Origin of the sequence: Cellvibrio japonicus Ueda107 (assembly GCF_000019225.1) — a bacterium.
GTDB classification, from domain to species: domain Bacteria; phylum Pseudomonadota; class Gammaproteobacteria; order Pseudomonadales; family Cellvibrionaceae; genus Cellvibrio; species Cellvibrio japonicus.
In genome coordinates this window covers 1,267,579-1,288,206 of the sequence record NC_010995.1, presented here as the reverse complement: position 1 = coordinate 1,288,206, position 20,628 = coordinate 1,267,579, and the positions used below count along the sequence as shown (strand labels likewise).

The window sequence follows — 20,628 nt, the reverse complement described above, 5'->3', positions numbered from 1 at the left end:
ATAGATACCGCTCAGGTATCCGATCGGCAATAAGGAATCAGGGCTTGGGAAATGGAGGGGGATGTCGCCCCAGCGGGAAAGCCATACACACTAGAGAGGTCGCGTTATACATTGTTTTTTCCTCAATAACGGGAGTATTCCCACAAAACAATCGTAGAAGACGAAGATGCGCGCTTAGATAGGGCCGCTCCAAAAAAGTTCAAGCCCTTAACATCCAAATTTTATACAAGGCCGGCGTTAAAGAAAAAAATGATATGAAACCTGCGCACAGCCAACACTTGAAAACGGCAAAGTTGCCTCTAATTTATCGAACGTGACCGGCGTCTCCTGTAGAGCCGTCACACTATTAATTGTTGTCAATTTTCTATCGCTTCTTTATGGAGGATATTTTATGAACACAATTGATCTTTCCCCTCTCTATCGCAGCACCATCGGCTTTGACCGACTGGGTTCACTCTTGGATACAGCGCTCCGCGCCGACCAAAGCTCTGCCGGCTATCCGCCTTACAATATCGAGGTGGTCGGCGACAACCGCTACGGCATTACCCTGGCGGTCGCCGGCTTCGAGGAAGGTGAACTGGATATCCAGGTTGAGCGCGGCGTGCTGACCGTGCGCGGCAAAAAAACCGACGAAGGCAAAGAGCGCAAGTATCTGCACCAAGGCATTGCCACCCGTACCTTCGAGCGTAAATTCAGCCTGGCTGACTACGTGGAAGTGACCGGTGCCCAACTCAACAACGGCTTGCTCACCATCAGTCTGGTGAAGGAAATTCCCGAGGCGATGAAGCCCAAAAACATTGCTATCAGCAGCAGTGGGAATTTGATCCAGCACAAGGCTGAAGAGAGTAAAGCAGCCTAAGTTGTCTGTGCGAGGGCAGCGATTGCCCTCGCCTTTCTGAGCAACAGGTCACGGTCATGTTGATTGATGATTAAGGGCGCACCGGCGCGAGGAGCATCTATGAACCTGCAACAACTTAATCCCTGGAACTGGTTTAAACACGAGGAAAATCGCAACGACGCGACAATCCCCGTAAAACGCAGTGAACCCGCTGCCAACGCACCGGCGGAACCGGATAGCAGGCCACCGGTTTATCGCAGCCACTGGCCCATGCTGCAATTGCAACGCGATATTGATCACCTGTTCGAACAGGCATTGCGCGGTTTTGGTTTACCCTCTGTGTACAGCGACTGGCTCAATGACAGCGTCGTTAACCGCGTTGGTTTCCAGGCCAAATTGAATGTGGCCAGCGATGACAAGCAATACCACATCAGCCTTGAAGCCCCGGGCTTGACCGACAAAGACATCACGCTGGAGTTACATCAAGGTGTACTCAGCATTCGCGGGGAGAAGAAAGAGGAAAGCGAAACCAGCGATCGGCATTACTACCGCATAGAGCGCAGTTACGGCAGTTTTCAGCGCACGCTCACCCTTCCTGAAGACTGCGACCAGGACGCCATTACCGCCGCGATGGAAAACGGTGTGCTGGACATCCGTATCCCGCGCAAACCGGTAGCCGGTAACAGCGGCAAACGTATCCCGATCAATTAACCGGTTTAATGCACCTGCCTCGCCCTGCCCCCGTGGCAGGTGCGGGGCTTTTTTCGCTAATCGGTTGTGGCCAAAGATGGATTGGACATCGCTGTCCCCGGAAAACCAAGGTAGAATCGGCGCCAATTCCGATTGATGGTTTGTAATGGACATTGATATGACGCCCCCTGCAACACCGCTCACCCCCACCCTGCAATTAGCCCATGACCTGATTCGCTGCCGCTCGGTTACCCCCGAGGACGATGGTTGCCAGGAACTGATGATTCGCCGTCTGGAAGCGATAGGCTTTAAAACCGAACGCCTGCGTTTTGGCGAGGTAGATAACTTTTGGGCAATACGCGGTGGTGATGGCCCCATACTGGCGTTTGCCGGCCATACCGATGTGGTGCCAACCGGCCCGGAAACCCATTGGAATAACCCGCCCTTTGAGCCCACTATCATCGATGGCATGCTGCATGGCCGTGGCGCCGCCGATATGAAAGGCTCCCTCGCCAGCATGGTGGTCGCCTGCGAAAACTTTGTGGCCAGGCACCCCAACCACAAAGGTCGCATCGCTTTTTTGATTACCAGCGATGAGGAGGGCCCATCGATTAACGGTACCGTCAAGGTGGTGGAGTGGCTGGAAGCGCGCCATACCAAAATGACCTGGTGCATTGTAGGTGAGCCTTCGAGCACAACACGGGTGGGCGATGTGATTAAAAACGGTCGTCGCGGTTCCCTGGGGGGGGTACTCAAGGTCAAGGGTATCCAGGGCCATGTGGCCTACCCACACCTGGCTGACAACCCGATTCACACCCTGGCCCCCGCCCTGGCCGAACTGGCGGCTGAGCACTGGGATAACGGCAACGAATTTTTCCCTGCCACCAGTTTCCAGGTATCTAATATCAATGGTGGAACTGGCGCTACCAATGTGATCCCCGGTGAGGTCACTGTGGTATTCAATTTCCGCTTCTCCACGGAATTGACCGATGCCATATTGCGCGAGCGCACCCAGGCCATCCTCGACAAGCACGAGCTGAAGTACGAGCTTGAATGGATACTGAGTGGCCAGCCGTTCCTGACACCACGCGGTGACCTGGTTAATGCTGTTGTCGATGCCATCAACACTGCAACTGGATTGGACGCAGAGCTATCCACCTCTGGCGGTACTTCCGATGGCCGTTTTATCGCCCCCACTGGCGCGCAAGTTGTAGAGCTTGGCCCTATCAATGCCACCATCCACAAAGTCAATGAATGTATCAGTGCCGAAGATTTAAATAAGCTCACAGCGATTTATGAGCGAACCCTGGAAATCTTGTTGGCGTAAATCACATTACCAGGACAGGCATGGAGGCCTGGCTTAATTTTCCGTTATTATTTTTTCTATACGCATTATTTAATACACAGCAGTATTGATTGCTTCGTTGTATTTTTCTCGCCAAAAATCCGTCACCCACATTATCAACCGAACAAAAATCAACCACTAGTCATTTGAAAAATCTCGGAAATTTTGGATTGTCATAATTTTTGCTCGGCTCCCCATGGCCGCTATGGCGCATCAAGTGTCTGGCCGAGGTTCGAATCTACCCCTTGCGGTACGCAACTGTTTTGCTGGAGACCCACGTTGGGGTCCTAGGCAAATGCTCGCGCCATATAGTTTTCAACCTGGCGCTTTATCCCACCCTGAATGAAAGGAACTTAAACATGAACCCCGTATTTTTCTCCGATATGCTCAGTGTTGCTGGCGTGAAAATTATCAGCCGCGATGAAGCAGCGGTTATTTATGGCGCAGACACTGGCGCCAGTGATCGCCGTCCCTCAGGCGCACTGCTGGTAAAAGAGGTGGATGCCATCCCCCAAATCCTGGCACTGGCAAATCGCCACAAGGTACCGCTCTGGCCAATTAGCGGTGGCCGCAACTTTGGTTACGGTACAGCCTTGCCAGTCGATAGCCGCAGTGTGGTTCTGGATTTATCACAATTGCGCCGCGTGCATATCGATGTCAATTCTGCCACCGCCCTGATTGAGCCCGGTGTCACCCAGGCCGATTTACACTCAGCCATTGCACGCAGTGGCGCCAAGCTGTTGGTGCCGACAACCGGTGTCGGGCCGAACGGCAATATCCTGGGAAATGCACTGGATGGCGGCTATGGTTTAACCCCCTTTACCGATCACTTTAATGCGCTCAGCGAATTGGAAGGGTATTGGGGTAATGGCACCGAATTCCGTCATGGCTATCGCGATCTCCACTGCGGGGAAATGGCCAAGCGCTGGAGTGCAGGTACGGGGACGGCCTGGGCAGGCCTATTGCGCCAGGGCAATATGGGCATTGTGACGCGCGCGCGCGTCCAACTGGCGCGGGCACCGGAAGCAACACGCATCCTTGTATTTGAATGGCGCAACCAGGCTGATTTTATTGCCAGCCAACCGTTGCTGAATTCTCTCACGGAAGATATACCCGGCATCGGCGGTATTATCATGATGAACGACTGCCGAATCCTTTCCACCCAGGTGGATACACCGCTGGCATCCAACCTGCGCGGTAAAGCGCGACAGGATTATCTGCAGCGCCTTGCCAAAGAGCGAAAGATTTCCCCCTGGACCGGGTTGGGTACACTCTACGGCTCGCGCGCCAGCGTGGCCGGTGCCGTGCGCGATATACGTCGCCGTTTACGTCTGTGCCGCGTATGGAGTTTTACACCGGCGCAAATAAAAACCCTGCAAAAAATCGAATCCTATTTACCAACCTGGGGATTCACCGCCCTGCGTCGCCACCTGGGCGCACTGGTCAATACCCTGGGTACAGTAGAGGGCTATCCGATTGTCGCCTTCCTGAAAATTGCCTATGCACTGGATCCACGCGCCAAACAACTTGATGTCCATTCCCACCCCGCTAAAGACGGTGCAGGTATCCTCTGGTATGCCCCGCTGGTTCCCTTCACCGGCGAAGAGGTGGAGCGATACCGCCAGGTAATGAGCAATTGCCTGCTGGAGCACGGCTTCGATCCACTGCTGGCAGTGACTTCACGCAACTCGCGCGTCCTGTCCGGCACCATTCCCTTGCTGTTCGATCGCCACAACCCCGAAGCAGTCACACGCGCCAAACATTGCTACCGTGCCCTGGTGAAGCTGGGCCTGGAAAACGGCTGGCCCCCCTACCGCCTGGGCGTGGACTATATGGAGCTGATCGCCTGCCCGGCAGAGTCGCCCAGCGCCCAGGTGCAGCGCCTGCTAAAACAGGCCCTGGACAGCAACAACATTATTGCCAGTGGCCGGTATGAACATGCCAAACCCTTGGTAGCCGAGGACATATCGACGACGGAACCTGTATTGGAAGAATTGTTTTCGCGAAATACATTCATCGAAAAACGGCAGATTGAAGCCGCTAGCAACCAGGCTTAAAAAACCTTCCAATAAAAAACCCGACACAATGCTCTGTCGGGTTTTTTATTAACAGGGATACCCCATATTACTTCAGGGCTCAATGGCTCTTAGCCACTTTCGTATCCAGATACCCCATCAAAAATGCCGAGAACACAAACGTCAGGTGAATAACCACATACCAGAACAAGGCTTCGTTAGGGAATTGCTCCTTGGGGGTATTTACATTGATGGCCATAAATTGCTTGAGCAAATGGATAGAGGAAATAGCGACGATGCTTGCAGCAATCTTGGCCTTGAGCGATGCCGAGTCCATCTTACCCAGCCAACCCAGCTTTTCCTCGCCATCTCCCACATCCAGTTGGGAGACAAAGTTTTCGTAGCCACTCATCATCACCATAATTAACAGCCCGCCCACCATGGCAATATCAATCAGGGTCAGGATGGTCAGGATCAGATCGGATTCGGTAGCGGTAAACACATGTCCCAGCAGGTGAAAGACCTCCTGGAAGAATTTAATGGCCAGGGCAACCACTGCCAGGCTCAATCCCAGGTAAATAGGCGCCAGGACCCAGCGCGAACGGTAGAGCGTTTTTTCGATCAGTTTTTCCATGGTGGCCTCAAGGTCTAAAGAAACAGGAAGAGCGGTTGGCGCAAAATGGGGCGCAGTATAGCGACTTTCAAGTGACAGAAAGAGTCTTCCCTATCCACCAGGCTGACATTTGTCATAACCAGCCTGTGACGCCTGCGACTGGCACTGTCGCCTGGAGTCATGCAGACTAATACCAAGGCTTCACCCGGCACACAGGCTATGAATGACAAAAGCTCCTACCAATACTGTTCCAGCTCTCCCTATTCGGATAAGTCCTGGATCTGGCTAATTTTCAGCCTCTATTATTTTGTACCGCTCTATTACATGTCCTTTAACCTGATCGGATATGCGCTGTTGGTAGGGGCTTACTTTATTTTTATCGGCCTGTTCCTTTGGGCCAGCACCCTGGGGCGCCACCAGGTGTGGATGCCCATCCTGGCCATTATCCTGCTCGCCCTGGCCATTACGCCCCACACCCCCGGCTCCAGTACTTTTTTTACCTATGTCGGCTTCCTGATTGGTTACTGTTACAGCACACGGATTTACCTGGGTATCCTGGCCCTGGTGATAGCCCTGATCCTCGCCCTGCAACTCCATTTTGATTACCCCGTGCCCTTCTTTTCATTCCCTGCCATTTCCGGGGTAATCACCATCAGCGCCTGGGGCTATATTGAAAGATTGCGTTTTGATGCACGAGTGCGCTGGATACAAAGTCGGCAGGAGATAGAACAACTGGCGATCATCGCCGAGCGGGAGCGCATTGCACGCGATCTGCACGACATCCTGGGACACACCCTCTCCAGCATTGCGCTCAAGGCCGAGCTGGCAGAAAAGCTGCTCAAACAAAGCAAGCAAGAGCAGGCCGAACAGCATTTGTCGGAGCTGCACCAGATAGCGCGCAACAGTTTGAGCCTGGTGCGCCAGACAGTCTCCGGCTACAAGCATCGCGGACTCTCCGGCGAAGTCATGGAGCTCTGTGACAAGTTGCGCCAGAACGGCTTTGTGGTTGAACTGGCGGGTGAAATTCCCCAGCTGTCCCCGCGCGCCGAAACCGCTGTGATCCTTGCCCTGACCGAATTGACCACTAATATCCTGCGCCACAGTAAAGGCAATCACTGCCAGATCGAGTTTTCTCGCAACCATGACCAGCTGCTGGTGTGCATGCGCGATAACGGCGCGGTAGAAAAGCTGGTCCCCGGCAACGGATTAACCGGTATCAAGGAGCGCCTGCAAGCCCTGGCGGGCGATCTCCATGCCAGTGTCCATCGCGGTTGCGAATTTTTAATCTCCCTGCCTGCCCATGAACTTCAACAGCAATAGGCCATCGCCATGAAAATTTTATTAGCCGAAGATCAATCCATGGTGCGCGGTGCACTTGCCGCCCTGCTTGGGATGGAGGAAGGTTTTGAAATTACCCAGGCGGAAGATGGCGACCGCGCCTGGCTGATGATGAAGCAGCAGAGCTTCGATATTCTGCTCACCGATATCGAAATGCCCGGCCGCTCCGGCCTGGAGCTGGCCCAATGGGTGTTGCAGCAAAAACTGCCCACCAAAATCATTATCATCACCACCTTTGGCCGCTCAGGTTATATCCGCCGCGCGATTGATATGGGCGTTTCCGGCTTTTTGCTCAAAGATGCCCCCTCCGACCAGCTGATCGACGCTATCTATAAAATCATGGAAGGCAAGCGTGTGATCGATGGTGAACTGGCCATGATGGCACTGGGGGAAACCGACCCACTGAATGATAAGGAGCGCCGTGCATTGCGCCTGGCCGCCGAGGGCAAAACCACCGCCGAAATATCCAATACCCTGCACTTGTCCGAAGGTACGGTGCGCAATTACCTGTCCGAGGCCATCGCCAAACTTAACGCCGCCAACCGGGTGGACGCCGCGCGTATTGCACGCCAAAAAGGCTGGATCTGACCCGCCCCGCCAGCTTGTATGCAAGCGGGCTTTAGACGCTAGTTTTTAGCAGGACAATCAGGCTATTATCCTTGCGCTGATCAACTCATCGGCATCAGGCGCCGCTGTCCGCAGCAGCCTGTTTCAGCGACGCAGAGCGACGTATCCGACTCGCGCCACAATAACAATTATTAAGGAATCATCATGTCCGCCAATGAATCCCTGACCCTCGACGATTTGCAACGGCTTCCCGAATACACTGCCCTCACCCGGGCGCGCCACCGTATTCTTTGGCCGCTGGCCAGCGTAACTATCCTCGCCTACTTTGCGCTGATCCTGGCGATTGCCTTTTTCCCGCAGGCCCTGGGTGAGCCCATTGGCAAGGGTGTCACGTCACTGGGTGTTGTCTTGGGCCTCGGCATTATCCTGTTTTGCCTGGTTATTACCGGCATCTATGTACGCTATGCCAACAAGGTACTTGAGCCCCTAGCGCAAGCCATACGCACCAAGGCGGGGGACAAATAATGAAGTTGCTTTCACTCTTCAGCGCCTTTGCTGCATTGCTCGCCCTGATCACTGCCTCTGCCGCCTGGGCCAGCGCTGGAGCCAGGGGCGAAGTCAACCTTACCTCCATTGCCACCTTCGTCACCTTTGTGGCTGTTACCCTGGTGATCACCTATTGGGCGGCACGGCGTACCAAAACCGCTAAAGATTTTTATGCCGCGGGCGGTGGCATTACCGGCTTCCAGAATGGCCTGGCGATTGCCGGAGACTACATGTCTGCAGCCTCGTTCCTGGGGATTGCCGGCCTGGTGTACACCTCGGGTTTTGATGGCCTGATTTACGCGATTGGTTTCCTGGTCGGCTGGCCGATCGTATTGCTGCTCATTGCAGAACCCCTGCGCAACCTCGGCAAATATACCTTTGCCGATGTGGCCTCCTTCCGCCTGCAACAAAAGCCTATCCGCATACTGGCAGCCAGCGGCTCGCTGGTAACGGTTATTTTCTACCTGATTGCGCAAATGGTGGGTGCGGGTAAATTAATCGAGCTGCTGTTCGATATGCGCTATGAGTGGGCAGTCGTGATCGTGGGGGTACTCATGACCCTGTATGTGACCTTCGGCGGCATGCTGGCGACAACCTGGGTGCAACTGATCAAGGCGGTACTGCTGCTGTCCGGTGCTACCCTGATGGCCGTATTGGTACTGGCGCAGTTTGGTTTCAGCATGGAAACCCTGTTTGTTGAAGCCACCCAGGTACACGCCAAAGGCACGGCAATTATGGCCCCCGGCACACTGGTGTCTGATCCCATTTCGGCGATTTCACTGGGCATGGCATTGATGTTTGGTACAGCCGGTTTGCCGCATATCCTGATGCGCTTTTTCACGGTGCGCGATGCCGTACAGGCGCGCCGCTCCGTGTTTTATGCCACCGGATTTATCGGCTACTTCTACATACTCACGTTTATTATCGGTTTTGGTGCCATTGTGTTGCTGCTGAAAAACCCGGACTACTTCACCAATGGGGTGCTCTCCGGCGGCGCCAATATGGCAGCAATTCACCTGTCCCACGCGCTGGGTGGAGATATGCTGCTGGGTTTTATTTCCGCCGTGGCATTCGCCACTATCCTGGCAGTGGTTTCAGGTTTAACCCTGGCCGGTTCGAGCGCGATCTCCCACGATCTCTATGCCACCCTGATCCTCAAGGATAAGCGCGATGAGCAAAAGGAAATCCGCGCATCGCGTATCGCAACCATTATCCTCGGGATTGTGGCGGTGCTGCTGGGCATTGTGTTTGAAAACCAAAACGTTGCCTTTATGGTGGGACTGGCTTTCTGTGTCGCGGCCAGCGCCAACTTCCCCATCCTGTTATTAAGCATGTACTGGCGTCGCCTGACGACCCGCGGTGCAGTGATTGGCGGTGCCTTGGGCCTGCTCACCGCCGTAGTGCTGGTCTTTATCGGCCCCACCGTTTGGGTGGATGCCTTCGGTTTTAAAGAGGCTATCTTCCCCTACAAGTATCCGGCGATCTTCTCGATCAGCGTTGCCTTTATCGGCATCTGGGTATTCTCACTGCTGGATAACTCTGCCACGGCCAAACAGGAGCAAGCCGCCTTCGATGCCCAATTTGTGCGCTCACAAACCGGCATAGGCGCCGCCGAAGCATCTGACCACTAAGATAAACCTGCCTGGATAACAACCTATTGGTCACAAGCTCCGAGTGAGCTTGTGACCAATACCCTGGCAATACAGACTGGCAAGGCAATCACTTTTGTTGCACTGCTGAGCCAAACATTTACAGATTATCTACCCCCGCAATTCCCGCTATCGGGTATATACTGGCAGCGCCCTTCACAGCACTCACCGGTTTACGGTGACCCGACTCCCTGAGGTTTTTTGCGGAGCCCCCATGCAAGTTTCCCCGTCAAAAAGCGGCTATTTTTTTGTCGCTGGTACGATTTTAATTTGGTCCGGTTTTGTACTGGTTGCCCGTATGGGTGGAACCAGTGTGTTAAATGCCTTCGATATTACCGCGTTACGTTTTGGGGTAGCCGCCATTGTGTTGTTGCCGCTATGGCTATTCTGGAAGCCCGTTCCACTATTGAATAAAACCATGCTCTCGCTGGCACTGACTGGAGGAATCGGCTATTCGCTGGTGGTCTATTCCGCCTTCAAATATGCACCGGCTGCCCATGGGGCGGTATTAATTTCCGGACTCTTGCCATTTTTTGTTCCCCTGATGGCCTATGCCTTTTTAAAGGAACCCCTGCGCCGTCACCTGTACCTGGCATTACCTGTTATCGCGATAGGTATTATCTGCCTGGGTATCGATATTTTTTCCCGCAGTGAAAATACCCTGCCGGGTGATTTGTTAATGATTACCTCATCGCTGATTTGGGCTGCCTATACGATTTTGGCTAAACGCTCCGGCCTGGGCCCCTGGGAAATGGCAATTGGCGGTGCGCTCTTATCCGCCATGATTTTTTTACCGATTTACCTGTTACTGCTGCCCAAGGCCATTGGGTTGGCATCGACAAACGATATTCTTGTACAAGGTATTTACCAGGGCATCATTGTAGTGATTATCGCCATGCTGTTTTACATGGCCGCCATCACCCGGCTCGGGCCGGCCAGGACCGGCGCCTGTATGGCCCTGGTGCCTGCAATAGCGGGAATTGGAGCTTCATTGATCCTCGGCGAAACACTGAATGCCTGGTTGATAGCCGGTTTACTGGCAACCAGTACCGGTGCCTGGCTGGGCGCACGCTAGGAATCAACCCGTCGAACCACCAAGGGCAACCCCTTGGTGGTACACAAGCCATACAGACCGGAACTAAAGACCACAAGGCGACGGCAGGGGCGGATTTTGCTCTGGTACCGCATCGGTATACGCAACACCCTGGCGGCGGAACTCTACGACCAGGGACTCCACGTCCTGTGTACTCAGGGCCACACCGGCTTGGTGAAATACCCAATCCACATCTTCCTGGTATTCACGCAACCCGGTTGAATCCAGCGCACCCTCTGAACCATCGGCGCCCTTGGGAACAAACCAGAGGTTGAAATTAATCGACATAAAATCTTCCGGGTAAACCTGGCTGGAATGTGTCGCAAACAGCGCTCCATCCACGTAATAGCGAACCTGGTTATCCATCACCGTTAATACCAGCGTGCGCCAACCGGCATAGCTGCCCTCTTTACGGGTGAACTCATTAACCTTGGTCCAGGGCTCCAACTGGAAAGTATCCCAGGAGGTTACCCACATGGCCGGCTTTTCCGGGTGACCCCATCCACCGTTAGGCAGGTATTCGAAGTCGGTTTCACTGTAATCCTTATCCATGGGGGCTTTCAGCGGACTGATCGCGTAGAAGGTTTGGATAACCTCATCGCCATCCGGGCCGTAAGTCGGTTCATCGCGGAAGAAGACGCGCGCGGCATAGGTTCCCTCACGGTATTTGCGCGCATGGCAGAACTGGGTATGGCGAGTATTCGCGCCTGTGCCATCGGTGACAGAACTCATGCGCACTGCGCCCTGGTGGGTATCCGCAATATCATGGTGGAAACTCAGCCCCTGTCCTGACCAGGTCGCTCCCGGTATGCCCGGATGCCCGGTTTCAGTACGTGTCCGCCACCCATTCGCTTCAAAAGCGGCATAGTCAGCGTAATTAAAATCGTCGAAAAAGATAGCCGTCGCTTCATTAGCTGAAGAGGCGGATGAGGATGCACTGGGCGCGCCCGGTTCGGAAGAAGAGCCGCAGCCCATCAATACACTCACCATCAATGCCAACCCGCCCCAATACCCAAGCCGCTGATGTGTCAGATCGTTGCTCATAATTGCTCTCTTATTGTGAAAAAATACAGGAATACCCGGATATCCACTTAACAAAGCAATACCCGGCCCGCCCATTGTTTTCACATTTGACAACGTTGTCCACAGGTAACAGGAAAAACCGGGGAAACTTAACAAGGGTTAACCTTAATTAATCAAATCTGTAAGTGTCGAATTGACACTTACCCAATAAAATCCCCTAAAAATCCGGCATCCGCTCAATAAAGACCGACGCACCAGTTGATGGGTGCCGAAACCCCAGATCCGTGGCATGTAACAACAAACGCGGTGCAGCACTGGCATAGGTACCACCATAGAACTCACACCCCAGGATAGGATGACCTATGGCCTGCAAATGCAAACGCAGCTGGTGGGAGCGCCCGGTAATCGGGTGCAACACCAAACGGCTGGTGTTAGCCGCCTGATCGCGCGCCAGTACACGAAACTCCGTCACTGATGGCTTGCCGCTTGTCCTGCAAATTTTATAGGTAGGCCCCTCTCCCGATGCTATGGGCAGGTCAATCACACCTTGCTCCTGCCCGACCAGGCCAGCGACCACTGCGGTGTAGTGTTTGCTGACACTTCGGGCCTGGAACTGCTTGCTGATATGGGATAAGGCCGGCTTGTTCAGAGGAATGACCATGACCCCGGAGGTATCAAAATCCAGGCGATGGACGATGGTCGCCCCCGGATAATCCGGTAGCAGGCGGGCAATGACGGAATCGCGGTTTTGCGGATGGCGACCGGGCACGCTGAGCAAGCGTGTGGGTTTGTGGATCAGCAGGAAATCCTCATCTTCACGCAACAACTCAATGTCCTCCTGACAAGGGGGAAGGACAATCAACTGATCGATTGGACTGGCCATAGTATTTTATGCAATTAACAGGGAGTGCCATGATACCAGCCCCGCTATACACCGGCTTCATCGATCGATACCAGGAGGCTTCTTATCAGTGCAGTCGATAAGCGTAAAACACTGTGCAGATGGATAACTTTCAGGAACATGCTTAGCGCCAAAGGTTTGTTCACATTTGTCGCCAGGACTGCTATTTTTCGGCCCCAAAACTCGCGGGAAGGGCTCTTTTCCTGTATCCTGCGCGCCTTATTTTAAGACCCAAGCAACCGGTACCCCGATGTATATCTACGACGAATACGACCACAGCATTTTGCGTCAGCGTATCGCCCAGTTTCGCGATCAGACTACCCGTTTTCTGGCGGGTGAGCTTCCGCCGGAACAGTTCCTGCCGCTGCGTTTACAAAATGGCCTCTATGTCCAGCGCCTGGCGCCTATGCTACGCATTAATGTGCCCTACGGCATGATCAACTCCACCCAATTGCGCAAGTTGGCGCATATCGCACGCCACTACGATAAAGGCTATTGCCATGTCAGTACTCGCCAGAACATCCAGTACAACTGGCCCGACCTGACCGAAGTACCCGATATCCTCGCCGAGTTGGCTGAAGTGGGAATGCACGGTACCCAGTCGAGCGGTAACTGTATTCGCAACACCACCTCGGATCAGTTTGCCGGTATAGCGCCCGACGAAAGCGTCGATCCTCGCCCCTACTGTGAAATTATTCGCCAATGGTCCAGCTTCCATCCGGAGTTCGCCTTCCTGCCGCGTAAATTCAAAATTGCCGTGACCGGTTCCACCCGGGATCGCGCCGCCGTACAGGTACACGATATCGGCCTGCAGATCCTGCTCAGCGATAAGGGCGATGTAGGCTTCCAGGTCTATGTGGGTGGCGGTTTGGGCCGCACCCCCTGTATAGGTGCCGTCATACGCGATTTCCTGCCGGAAGCGGACCTGCTCTCCTATTTGGAAGCCATCCTGCGCGTGTATAACCTCTACGGTCGCCGCGATAACAAATACAAGGCCCGCATCAAAATCCTGGTACGCGCCCTGACTCCGGAAGTCTTCGCACAAAAAGTCGAAGATGAATGGCAGCACCTGAAAGACGGCTACAACAAGTTGACACGTGAAGAAATCGAGCGCGCCAAGGGCTTCTTCACCGCCCCCGCCTACGACACGATTGATGACAATGCCGCCCAGGCTGCATTGGAAGCGCAAGCCGCTGACAACCTCGCCTTTAGCAAATGGTTGCAGCGCAATGTGCGCAGCCACAAGGTGCCCGGCTATGCCGCCGTCACCCTGTCACTCAAGCCCACCGGTGTGGCGCCGGGTGATATCACCGATACCCAGCTGGAAATCATTGCCGACCTGGCCGATGAATTCAGCTTCAGCGAAGCGCGTACCACCCATGAGCAAAATGTGGTGCTGGCCGATGTGAAGAAAACCGAGTTGTTCAGCCTCTGGCAAAAAGCCAAAGCTGCCGGCTTCGCGACCCCCAACATCGGCACCATCACCGATATTATCTGCTGCCCCGGCGGCGATTTTTGTTCACTCGCCAATGCCAAATCCATTCCTATTGCCGAAGCCATCCAGCGCCAGTTTGAAGACCTGGATTATGTATACGACCTGGGCGACCTCGATTTGAATATCTCCGGCTGCATGAATGCCTGCGGCCATCACCATGTGGGTCACATCGGCATCCTGGGTGTGGACAAGGGCGGACGTGAGTTCTATCAGGTGCAACTGGGCGGTAACGCCAGTAACGATGCGTCACTGGGCGATGTACTTGGCCCATCGTTCAGCGCCGAGGAAATGCCATCGGTTATTCAAAAAATTGTCGACGTTTATGTTGCCAACCGCACCGATGAAGAATTGTTTATCGACACCTACCGCCGTATAGGTGCTGCTCCCTTCAAGGAGAAAGTTTATGTCAAAGCTCATTAAAGATGGCGCTATCGTCGATGATACCTGGACACTGCTCGCCAAACCCGAAGCGGATGCCATCAGTGCAGAAGTACCTGCTGGCCAGGTGATTGTGCCCCTCTCCGTGTGGAATGCACAGAAAGACAGCCTGCAGGCGCGCACCGATATAGGTGTGTGGCTGGACAGCGATGAAAGCGCAGAGCAGATTGGTGAAGACGCCAAACGCTTCCCGGTGATTGCCGTTAACTTCCCGCTCTTTATGGATGGCCGGGCTTTTTCCAGTGCGCGCCTGCTGCGCGAACGCTATGGTTTTACCGGCGAGTTGCGCGCGATTGGCAACTTTATCCGCGACCAACTGTGTTATTTGCGCCGCTGCGGTGTCAACGCCTTTGCATTTGCCAATAGTGAAACCAGTTTGGAAGAAGCCGTAAAATCCCTGAACGACTTCCAGGAATATTATCAGGCGTCTGTTGATCAGCCACTGCCGCTGTTCCGCCGTCGCGCCTGATAGTGTGTGCACACCGACCCTAAAAAACGCCGCAACCGCGGCGTTTTTTAGGGTTCACAATCAGGGACTTAACGCTCTGCAAAAAACGCCTTGATGTTTTCGGCATCCGCCAACGCATCCTGCCGTCCCAACTCCATCAGGTCAGTAATGAACTCATTAGAAAACAATAAATAACTGGCAGCAGTTGCACCGCCACCGCGAGCCGTCGCCCCTATGGCGCGCAGGAAAAAACGCAGGCTATTGGGCAAATAGCGAATATTGCGGCCAGCGATAACATCCAGCGGCGCCGTGGGAGAAATCACCATATTGTCCACCGGGCGAAGCTGGATACCGGCATCCAGGCGCTGCTGCTCAGGAATAAAGTGAAGCAGCTCGTTCATTCGCTCCAAATGCTCAAGGTCGCTATCCAGCGCATCCACAAAGGCACTGTTAAACAGGTGGCCGATAATTTGTCCCATCGAGGGAGAATGGCGCAGAGGCACACGGCGGTTCGCCTTGCTTGCACGGCGATTGCCGCTGACACCAATCACAAACAGCGCATCCGCCCCCAGGTGCAATGCCGGGCTGATCGGTGCTAACTGACGCAGGGCTCCATCACCAAAATATTCACGGTCAATCCTGACTGCCGGAAAAATCGTGGGAATGGCGGAGGATGCAATCAAGTGTTCCAGACGCAACTGGGTGCGCATTCCCAGTCGGCGATAACGCGCCCAGGCTTCAATTTCCGGCTGCCCCTGGAAAAAGCTCACCGAGTGCCCGGAGGTATACCCGGTTGCCGAGACACTGACTGCCCAGAGTTTTCGATCTGCGATCACCTTATCCAGGTTTTCAAAATTGATGGTGTTGCCAAGGAGGGTCCACAGTGGCGCATTATCCAATAGCGATAATGGCCTGCCACTGCCAACCCCCTGGTTGAACAGCGACATACCGACATAACCTACACCTTTGACAATATCCCACCAATCGTATTTATAGACCTGGCCAACTTCCAGGCTTTGCCAAATACCGGCAAGGGAGTTAACCGCCGACTTAAACCCACCGGAATGTGCAGCCAATGCCAGTGCATTGATCGCCCCTGCAGAAGTGCCGCAAATAATCGGAAATGGATTTTCCAGCGAATCGGGAATTAATTCAGCCAGTGCCTGCAACACACCTACCTGATAGGCAGCGCGGGCACCACCGCCCGATAAAACCAAAGCTCGTTTCATGGGTTCTTATCGTTAAGTACTACTCTCATCTGCCACAGTTTCTACGGCTTCCACCAAAAGCGTCATGCCTTCTGCACCGGTAACCACAACGGCCGTCCCCTGTGCAAGCTCCCGTGTTGCCGAAACCGTCCATAAGGCATCTTCAATCTGGACTTTACCGCGACCATTGGTAATAGGCGTTAATAAAGGCACCTTGCGGCCAATCAGTCTCTGTACACGTGAATTGAGTAATGGCTGCTCTGTTTTTTCATTAAAGCGACGGAAGCGTTTCCAATACACCAGTGTTACAACGACAGACAACACAGCAAAAATAACGAACTGCCAATGCCATCCCAGTCCGGGAACCAGCGCCAACACACTCGCTACAACCAATGAGGCAATACCGATCCCCAGCAAAAATCCCCCCGCGCCCAACAGCTCAAGGATCAACACAAAAATGCCAAGTGTCAGCCAATGCCAGGCCTGCAGGTTCAGAAAAAAATCGATCATGGCTACACCTATTTTTTAGCCGAGGAATCAACCGCTGATTTAATAAGCTCATTAATACCGCCGATTGAACCAATCACACTGGAGGCTTCGAGCGGCATTAAAATAACTTTTCCATTATCCGAAGCCGCCAATGTACCCAGGGCATCCACGTATTTTTGTGCAATAAAGTAATTGATCGCCTGGGGATTGCCTGCCGCAATGGCGTCGCTGACAAACTGGGTGGCTTTGGCTTCTGCCTGGGCCTCGCGCTCACGCGCCTCAGCTTCCAGGAATGCTGCTTCCCTGGCGCCCTCCGCCTTGAGTATCTGTGCGCGTTTCTCCCCCTCTGCCACTTTAATGGCTGCCTCGCGCTCACCTTCTGCACGCAGGATTTGCGCCCGCTTTTCACGCTCGGCTTTCATTTGGTTTGCCATTGCATCGACCAGATCGCGCGGCGGGGTAATGTCTTTAATTTCAATACGCGTGACCTTAATACCCCAGGGCGATGTCGCTTCATCGACCTTCAACAACAGGCTGGTATTAATGCTATCGCGATTTGACAGGATCTGGTCCAGCTCCATAGAACCCAGGACTGCACGAATATTGGTCATTACCAGGTTTTGCATGGCGTGATGCAGGTTATTGACTTCATAAGAGGCTTTTGCCGCATCCATTATCTGGAAAAAACACACGGCATCTGCAGTAACCATAGCGTTATCCGCACTGATCACTTCCTGGGGCTGGATATCCAGTACCTGCTCCATAACGATCACCTTGCGGCCAACGTTATCGATAAAGGGCACAATTAAATTCAGGCCGGGATGCAACAGGCGGGTGAATTTTCCGAAACGCTCTACTGTCCAGTTATGCCCCTGGGGTACACTCTTTACCACTTTCATAATCAGAAAGATGGCAAGTGCAACAAAAATAATGACAGAACTATCAATTACGTCAAACATAGCGACTCCTTTTAACCGTTATTCAGAAAAAACAACCCGCCCGTGAATTACCACGCGCGGGTTTGTGCAGTCAGATAAATGCTGATCACGCCTTTTTCGCAGCGACTTCCTGATCGCGCAATTCCCTGCGCAAAATTTTACCCACATTGGTTTTGGGTAATTCTTTGCGAAACTCCACCAGGTGGGGCACCTTATAGGGAGTCAGTTGCTCCTTGGCATATTTACGTACTTGTTCGAGGCTCAACTCAGGATTGGAGGTCACAATAAAGGCTTTGACCTGTTCGCTGCCGTCACCATCGGGAATACCCACAACAGCAGCCTCAATAATATCCGGGTGGCTGCAAAGAACATCCTCGACTTCGTTGGGAAACACCTTAAAGCCGGACACGTTAATCATGTCTTTCTTGCGATCCACAATTTTGACAAAACCATCCGCCTGGATAATCGCAATATCACCGGTTTTAAACCAACCATCGGCATCCAGCACTTCAGCCGTAGCGTCAGGGCGCTGCCAGTAACCTTTCATAACCTGGGGACCTCGCACACACAATTCACCAGCCTCTCCGGTTGGCAAACTGTTTCCATGCTCATCAATGACCTTACACTCTGTATCCATTACCGGAATACCAACGGTTCCTAACTGCACATTATCCACCGGATTAATACACAGTACCGGTGAGGTTTCTGTCAGGCCATATCCCTCCGTCAAGGGTGCCTTGGTTAATTCCACCCAATGATGGGCAGTTTCGGTCGTTAATGCCATGCCGCCAGACGATGATAAGCGAAGATGACTAAAATCCAATTTTTGGAAATCCGGGTTGCGTAACAAGGCGTTAAAAAGCGTGTTAAGTCCCACGAAAAAAGTGAACGGAACCTGCTTCAGGGCTTTCACAAATCCGGGAATATCGCGCGGATTGGGGATCAATAAACTGTGATTCCCCAATGCCATGGCCGATGTGCAATGGATGGTAAACGAATAGATATGATAAAGCGGCAGCGGCGCCACATAAAATTCCTGCTGGGGACGAAACACGGTTTTCATGTGATCGTTGACTTGCAGCATATTGGCAACCAGGTTGCGATTGGACAACATGGCCCCTTTGGCAACACCTGTAGTCCCCCCCGTATATTGCAACACTGCAATATCTTCGTGGTCGCGTGTTACTGGCGTGAAAGACACACTGGCTTTGGCAAGCGCTTCATTAAAAGGAACCTGGTGAGGAAACTGGAAAGGTGGCACCATTTTTTTTACGTATTTCACTGCAAAATTCAGCAGTACACGTTTAAAAGGGGTGTGTAAATCAGCAAGTTCTGTAACGATAACCTGCTCGACATTGGTTTCCGCAATAACCGCAGCCGCATTTTTGGCAATATTCGCCAATACAACCAGTGCTTTTGCACCGGAATCATTGAGCTGGTGTTTGATTTCATGGGCTGTGTAGAGTGGATTGGTATTGACGACCACCATACCGGCACGCAGGATGCCAAATACTGCTACTGGATATTGCAAAATATTAGGTAATTGAACCGCAACACGATCTCCCGGTTTGAGGGAGGTATGCTGCTGCAGATACGCCGCAAAGGCACCCGATAGTCGATCCAGATCCGCATAGCTGAGCGTACGCCCCATACAGGTAAATGCGGGAGCACTGGCAAATTCCCTGCAAGATTCCGCAAATACGTCAGCAATTGTTCTGTTGTAATTCAATGGCATGCTAGGCCTCCCTTGTTATTGTGTTTTTCAAAAATTTTCGCAGGCAGTCTTATTACCGGGTTCACCACCTGTGTAGATGGCAGTTGATACGGTGAAGTGGTCAACCGGAATCGTAAAAAACTGCGTCAAATAGTGACGGTTTCCATCATGAGCCATCAAAAGATAGCCCGAATGGATGAGATAATCTACCGATGCCGTAGCGATTTCACCAGGACGCAGTAAAGCGCCTGCCGGACACGGCTCAGGATAGACACGGGTTATTGGATAAATTCCCCATGTTATCCCTCATCATCTTGTTAATCACAACCTCTCCCTGACATACACCTGACGCTATAGAACCCCTACAGGTACGTCAGCCGAATTGTCCAGATATTTCAACAAACGGGCGGTTATCGCCGCGGTAAACCCCCATATCTCATAATGCTGATAGCGGTAGGCCGGAACCCGATACTCAATCCCCTGCCGTAAAATACGATCCGTACGAACCTGAATACCACGCCGAAAATCCGCCAAAGGAACCTGGAAAATAACATCCAGCTCCGCCGGATTAGCCACCAAAGGCACATGGGGATCATAGGTGCCCACCACCGGCTGTACAGGAGTTCCTGCACGGGTATGTCCTGGCTCAAGGCACCCCAGTAATTCTATGGAGTAAGAGGATAACCCTATCTCCTCCCAGGTTTCGCGCAAGGCGGTATCCGCCAGATGGAGATCCCCAGGCTCCCAGTGACCGCCGGGAAAGCAGACCTCCCCCGCGTGTGAGCGCAGGTGATCGGCTCGTTTGGTGTAAAGGAGACTGGGTTCCGGGGTGCGGCTGATCAGTACCAGCACAGCCGCCTGGCCGTAGAGGGATTCACCTGGCAGTAGCTTGTCAGGCAAAGGTAAAAGCTGTTGGCGCAAAGGTTCAAGCAACGCGTTTTTCATGAAACCTCGCGAGGGATGATTAAAACAGATCCTCCAAACGCCACACATCAAACGCAGGCTCTTCATAGGGATGAGCCTCGCGCAGGGCAATGACCGCAGCGCGAATGCAGGCGTCCTCACAGACCATTTCTACCCGAAACTCAGGTATTTGCTCAAGCTGATTTTCACAACCCAGAAACGGCTGGCTGCCGGGCAAGGGGCGAAATTGCCCTTGCCCAGGCACTTGCCAGCAGCACTCTGCATACTTGCCAATGCGCCCTGCACCCGCCGCAAACACCGCTGCTTTTACCGCGTCGAGATGGGTTTCAGGCACAAAGAACACCAGCTTATACACA

20 protein-coding genes are annotated in these 20,628 nt (G+C 53.2%); 11 read left to right on the top strand and 9 right to left on the bottom strand.

Translation table 11 applies throughout. From position 1 onward, the window contains the following. Positions 1–391 precede the first annotated feature (391 nt). The 4 genes from CJA_RS05360 to CJA_RS05345 all read left to right on the top strand — a co-directional run bounded on the left by CJA_RS05360 (position 392) and on the right by CJA_RS05345 (position 4,930). The gene (locus tag CJA_RS05360) at positions 392–859 is read left to right on the top strand and encodes an Hsp20 family protein (protein WP_012486741.1); all 468 of its coding nucleotides are present in this window, start codon (positions 392–394) and stop codon (positions 857–859) included. Between the two features lie 99 nt (positions 860–958). Further along, complete coding sequence (locus tag CJA_RS05355) at positions 959–1,549, top strand: Hsp20/alpha crystallin family protein (protein ID WP_012486740.1); 591 nt, start codon at positions 959–961, stop codon at positions 1,547–1,549. A gap of 157 nt (positions 1,550–1,706) precedes the next feature. Further along, positions 1,707–2,855 carry a succinyl-diaminopimelate desuccinylase gene (gene dapE, locus CJA_RS05350; RefSeq protein ID WP_041552017.1) on the top strand — a complete coding sequence of 383 codons (1,149 nt, stop codon included), beginning with the start codon at positions 1,707–1,709 and terminating at the stop codon, positions 2,853–2,855. Between the two features lie 377 nt (positions 2,856–3,232). Then, complete coding sequence (locus CJA_RS05345) at positions 3,233–4,930, top strand: FAD-binding oxidoreductase (protein ID WP_041551146.1); 1,698 nt, start codon at positions 3,233–3,235, stop codon at positions 4,928–4,930. 79 nt (positions 4,931–5,009) lie between these two features. On the opposite strand, the gene CJA_RS05340 is transcribed toward CJA_RS05345, so the two are convergent. Next, a complete protein-coding gene (locus CJA_RS05340; protein ID WP_012486737.1) occupies positions 5,010–5,522 on the bottom strand; it encodes a TIGR00645 family protein in 513 nt (170 codons plus the stop codon). Between the two features lie 159 nt (positions 5,523–5,681). On the opposite strand from CJA_RS05340, the gene CJA_RS05335 reads away from it, so the two are divergent. The 5 genes from CJA_RS05335 (at position 5,682) to CJA_RS05315 (ending at position 10,676) form a co-directional block, all read left to right on the top strand. Continuing rightward, the gene (locus tag CJA_RS05335; protein ID WP_238526827.1) at positions 5,682–6,821 is read left to right on the top strand and encodes a sensor histidine kinase; all 1,140 of its coding nucleotides are present in this window, start codon (positions 5,682–5,684) and stop codon (positions 6,819–6,821) included. A gap of 9 nt (positions 6,822–6,830) precedes the next feature. After that, the gene (locus CJA_RS05330; RefSeq protein WP_012486735.1) at positions 6,831–7,427 is read left to right on the top strand and encodes a response regulator transcription factor; all 597 of its coding nucleotides are present in this window, start codon (positions 6,831–6,833) and stop codon (positions 7,425–7,427) included. 183 nt (positions 7,428–7,610) lie between these two features. After that, a complete protein-coding gene (locus CJA_RS05325) occupies positions 7,611–7,931 on the top strand; it encodes a DUF485 domain-containing protein (RefSeq protein ID WP_012486734.1) in 321 nt (106 codons plus the stop codon). After that, a complete protein-coding gene (locus CJA_RS05320; protein ID WP_012486733.1) occupies positions 7,931–9,583 on the top strand; it encodes a cation acetate symporter in 1,653 nt (550 codons plus the stop codon). The genes CJA_RS05325 and CJA_RS05320 overlap by 1 nt, the downstream gene beginning before the upstream one ends. Before the next feature lie 232 nt (positions 9,584–9,815). Continuing rightward, the gene (locus CJA_RS05315; RefSeq protein WP_012486732.1) at positions 9,816–10,676 is read left to right on the top strand and encodes a DMT family transporter; all 861 of its coding nucleotides are present in this window, start codon (positions 9,816–9,818) and stop codon (positions 10,674–10,676) included. 63 nt (positions 10,677–10,739) lie between these two features. Here the strand turns inward: CJA_RS05315 and CJA_RS05310 are convergent, their stop codons facing one another. Together CJA_RS05310 and CJA_RS05305 are read right to left on the bottom strand one after the other, a co-directional pair. Beyond that, the gene (locus tag CJA_RS05310) at positions 10,740–11,738 is read right to left on the bottom strand and encodes a glycoside hydrolase family 16 protein (RefSeq protein WP_238526826.1); all 999 of its coding nucleotides are present in this window, start codon (positions 11,736–11,738) and stop codon (positions 10,740–10,742) included. A 196-nt stretch (positions 11,739–11,934) separates the two neighbouring features. Further along, positions 11,935–12,600, bottom strand: a complete 666-nt coding sequence (locus CJA_RS05305) for an RluA family pseudouridine synthase (RefSeq protein ID WP_012486730.1) — start codon at positions 12,598–12,600, stop codon at positions 11,935–11,937. Positions 12,601–12,868: 268 nt separating this feature from the next. Between CJA_RS05305 and CJA_RS05300 the strand changes: the two genes are divergently transcribed. Next, positions 12,869–14,533 (top strand): nitrite/sulfite reductase, encoded by a 1,665-nt coding sequence (locus CJA_RS05300; protein ID WP_041551143.1) that lies wholly within the window; start codon positions 12,869–12,871, stop codon positions 14,531–14,533. Continuing rightward, a complete protein-coding gene (locus CJA_RS05295) occupies positions 14,517–15,020 on the top strand; it encodes a DUF934 domain-containing protein (protein WP_012486727.1) in 504 nt (167 codons plus the stop codon). Before CJA_RS05300 ends, CJA_RS05295 begins: the two co-directional genes overlap by 17 nt. 68 nt (positions 15,021–15,088) lie before the next feature. Here the strand turns inward: CJA_RS05295 and CJA_RS05290 are convergent, their stop codons facing one another. The 6 genes from CJA_RS05290 to CJA_RS05265 all read right to left on the bottom strand — a co-directional run bounded on the left by CJA_RS05290 (position 15,089) and on the right by CJA_RS05265 (position 20,627). Beyond that, on the bottom strand, positions 15,089–16,228 hold the full coding sequence (locus tag CJA_RS05290; RefSeq protein WP_012486726.1) for a patatin-like phospholipase family protein: 1,140 nt from the start codon (positions 16,226–16,228) through the stop codon (positions 15,089–15,091). Between the two features lie 12 nt (positions 16,229–16,240). Then, a complete protein-coding gene (locus tag CJA_RS05285) occupies positions 16,241–16,717 on the bottom strand; it encodes an NfeD family protein (protein ID WP_012486725.1) in 477 nt (158 codons plus the stop codon). A gap of 8 nt (positions 16,718–16,725) precedes the next feature. Then, complete coding sequence (locus CJA_RS05280; protein ID WP_012486724.1) at positions 16,726–17,655, bottom strand: SPFH domain-containing protein; 930 nt, start codon at positions 17,653–17,655, stop codon at positions 16,726–16,728. An 85-nt stretch (positions 17,656–17,740) separates the two neighbouring features. Continuing rightward, a complete protein-coding gene (locus CJA_RS05275) occupies positions 17,741–19,369 on the bottom strand; it encodes an AMP-binding protein (protein WP_012486723.1) in 1,629 nt (542 codons plus the stop codon). A 330-nt stretch (positions 19,370–19,699) separates the two neighbouring features. Beyond that, complete coding sequence (locus CJA_RS05270) at positions 19,700–20,293, bottom strand: NUDIX hydrolase (RefSeq protein ID WP_041551140.1); 594 nt, start codon at positions 20,291–20,293, stop codon at positions 19,700–19,702. Between the two features lie 19 nt (positions 20,294–20,312). Continuing rightward, entirely contained in the window at positions 20,313–20,627 is a 315-nt protein-coding gene (locus CJA_RS05265) for a YqfO family protein (protein WP_012486721.1), read from the bottom strand. Between the last annotated feature and the right edge of the window lies 1 nt (position 20,628).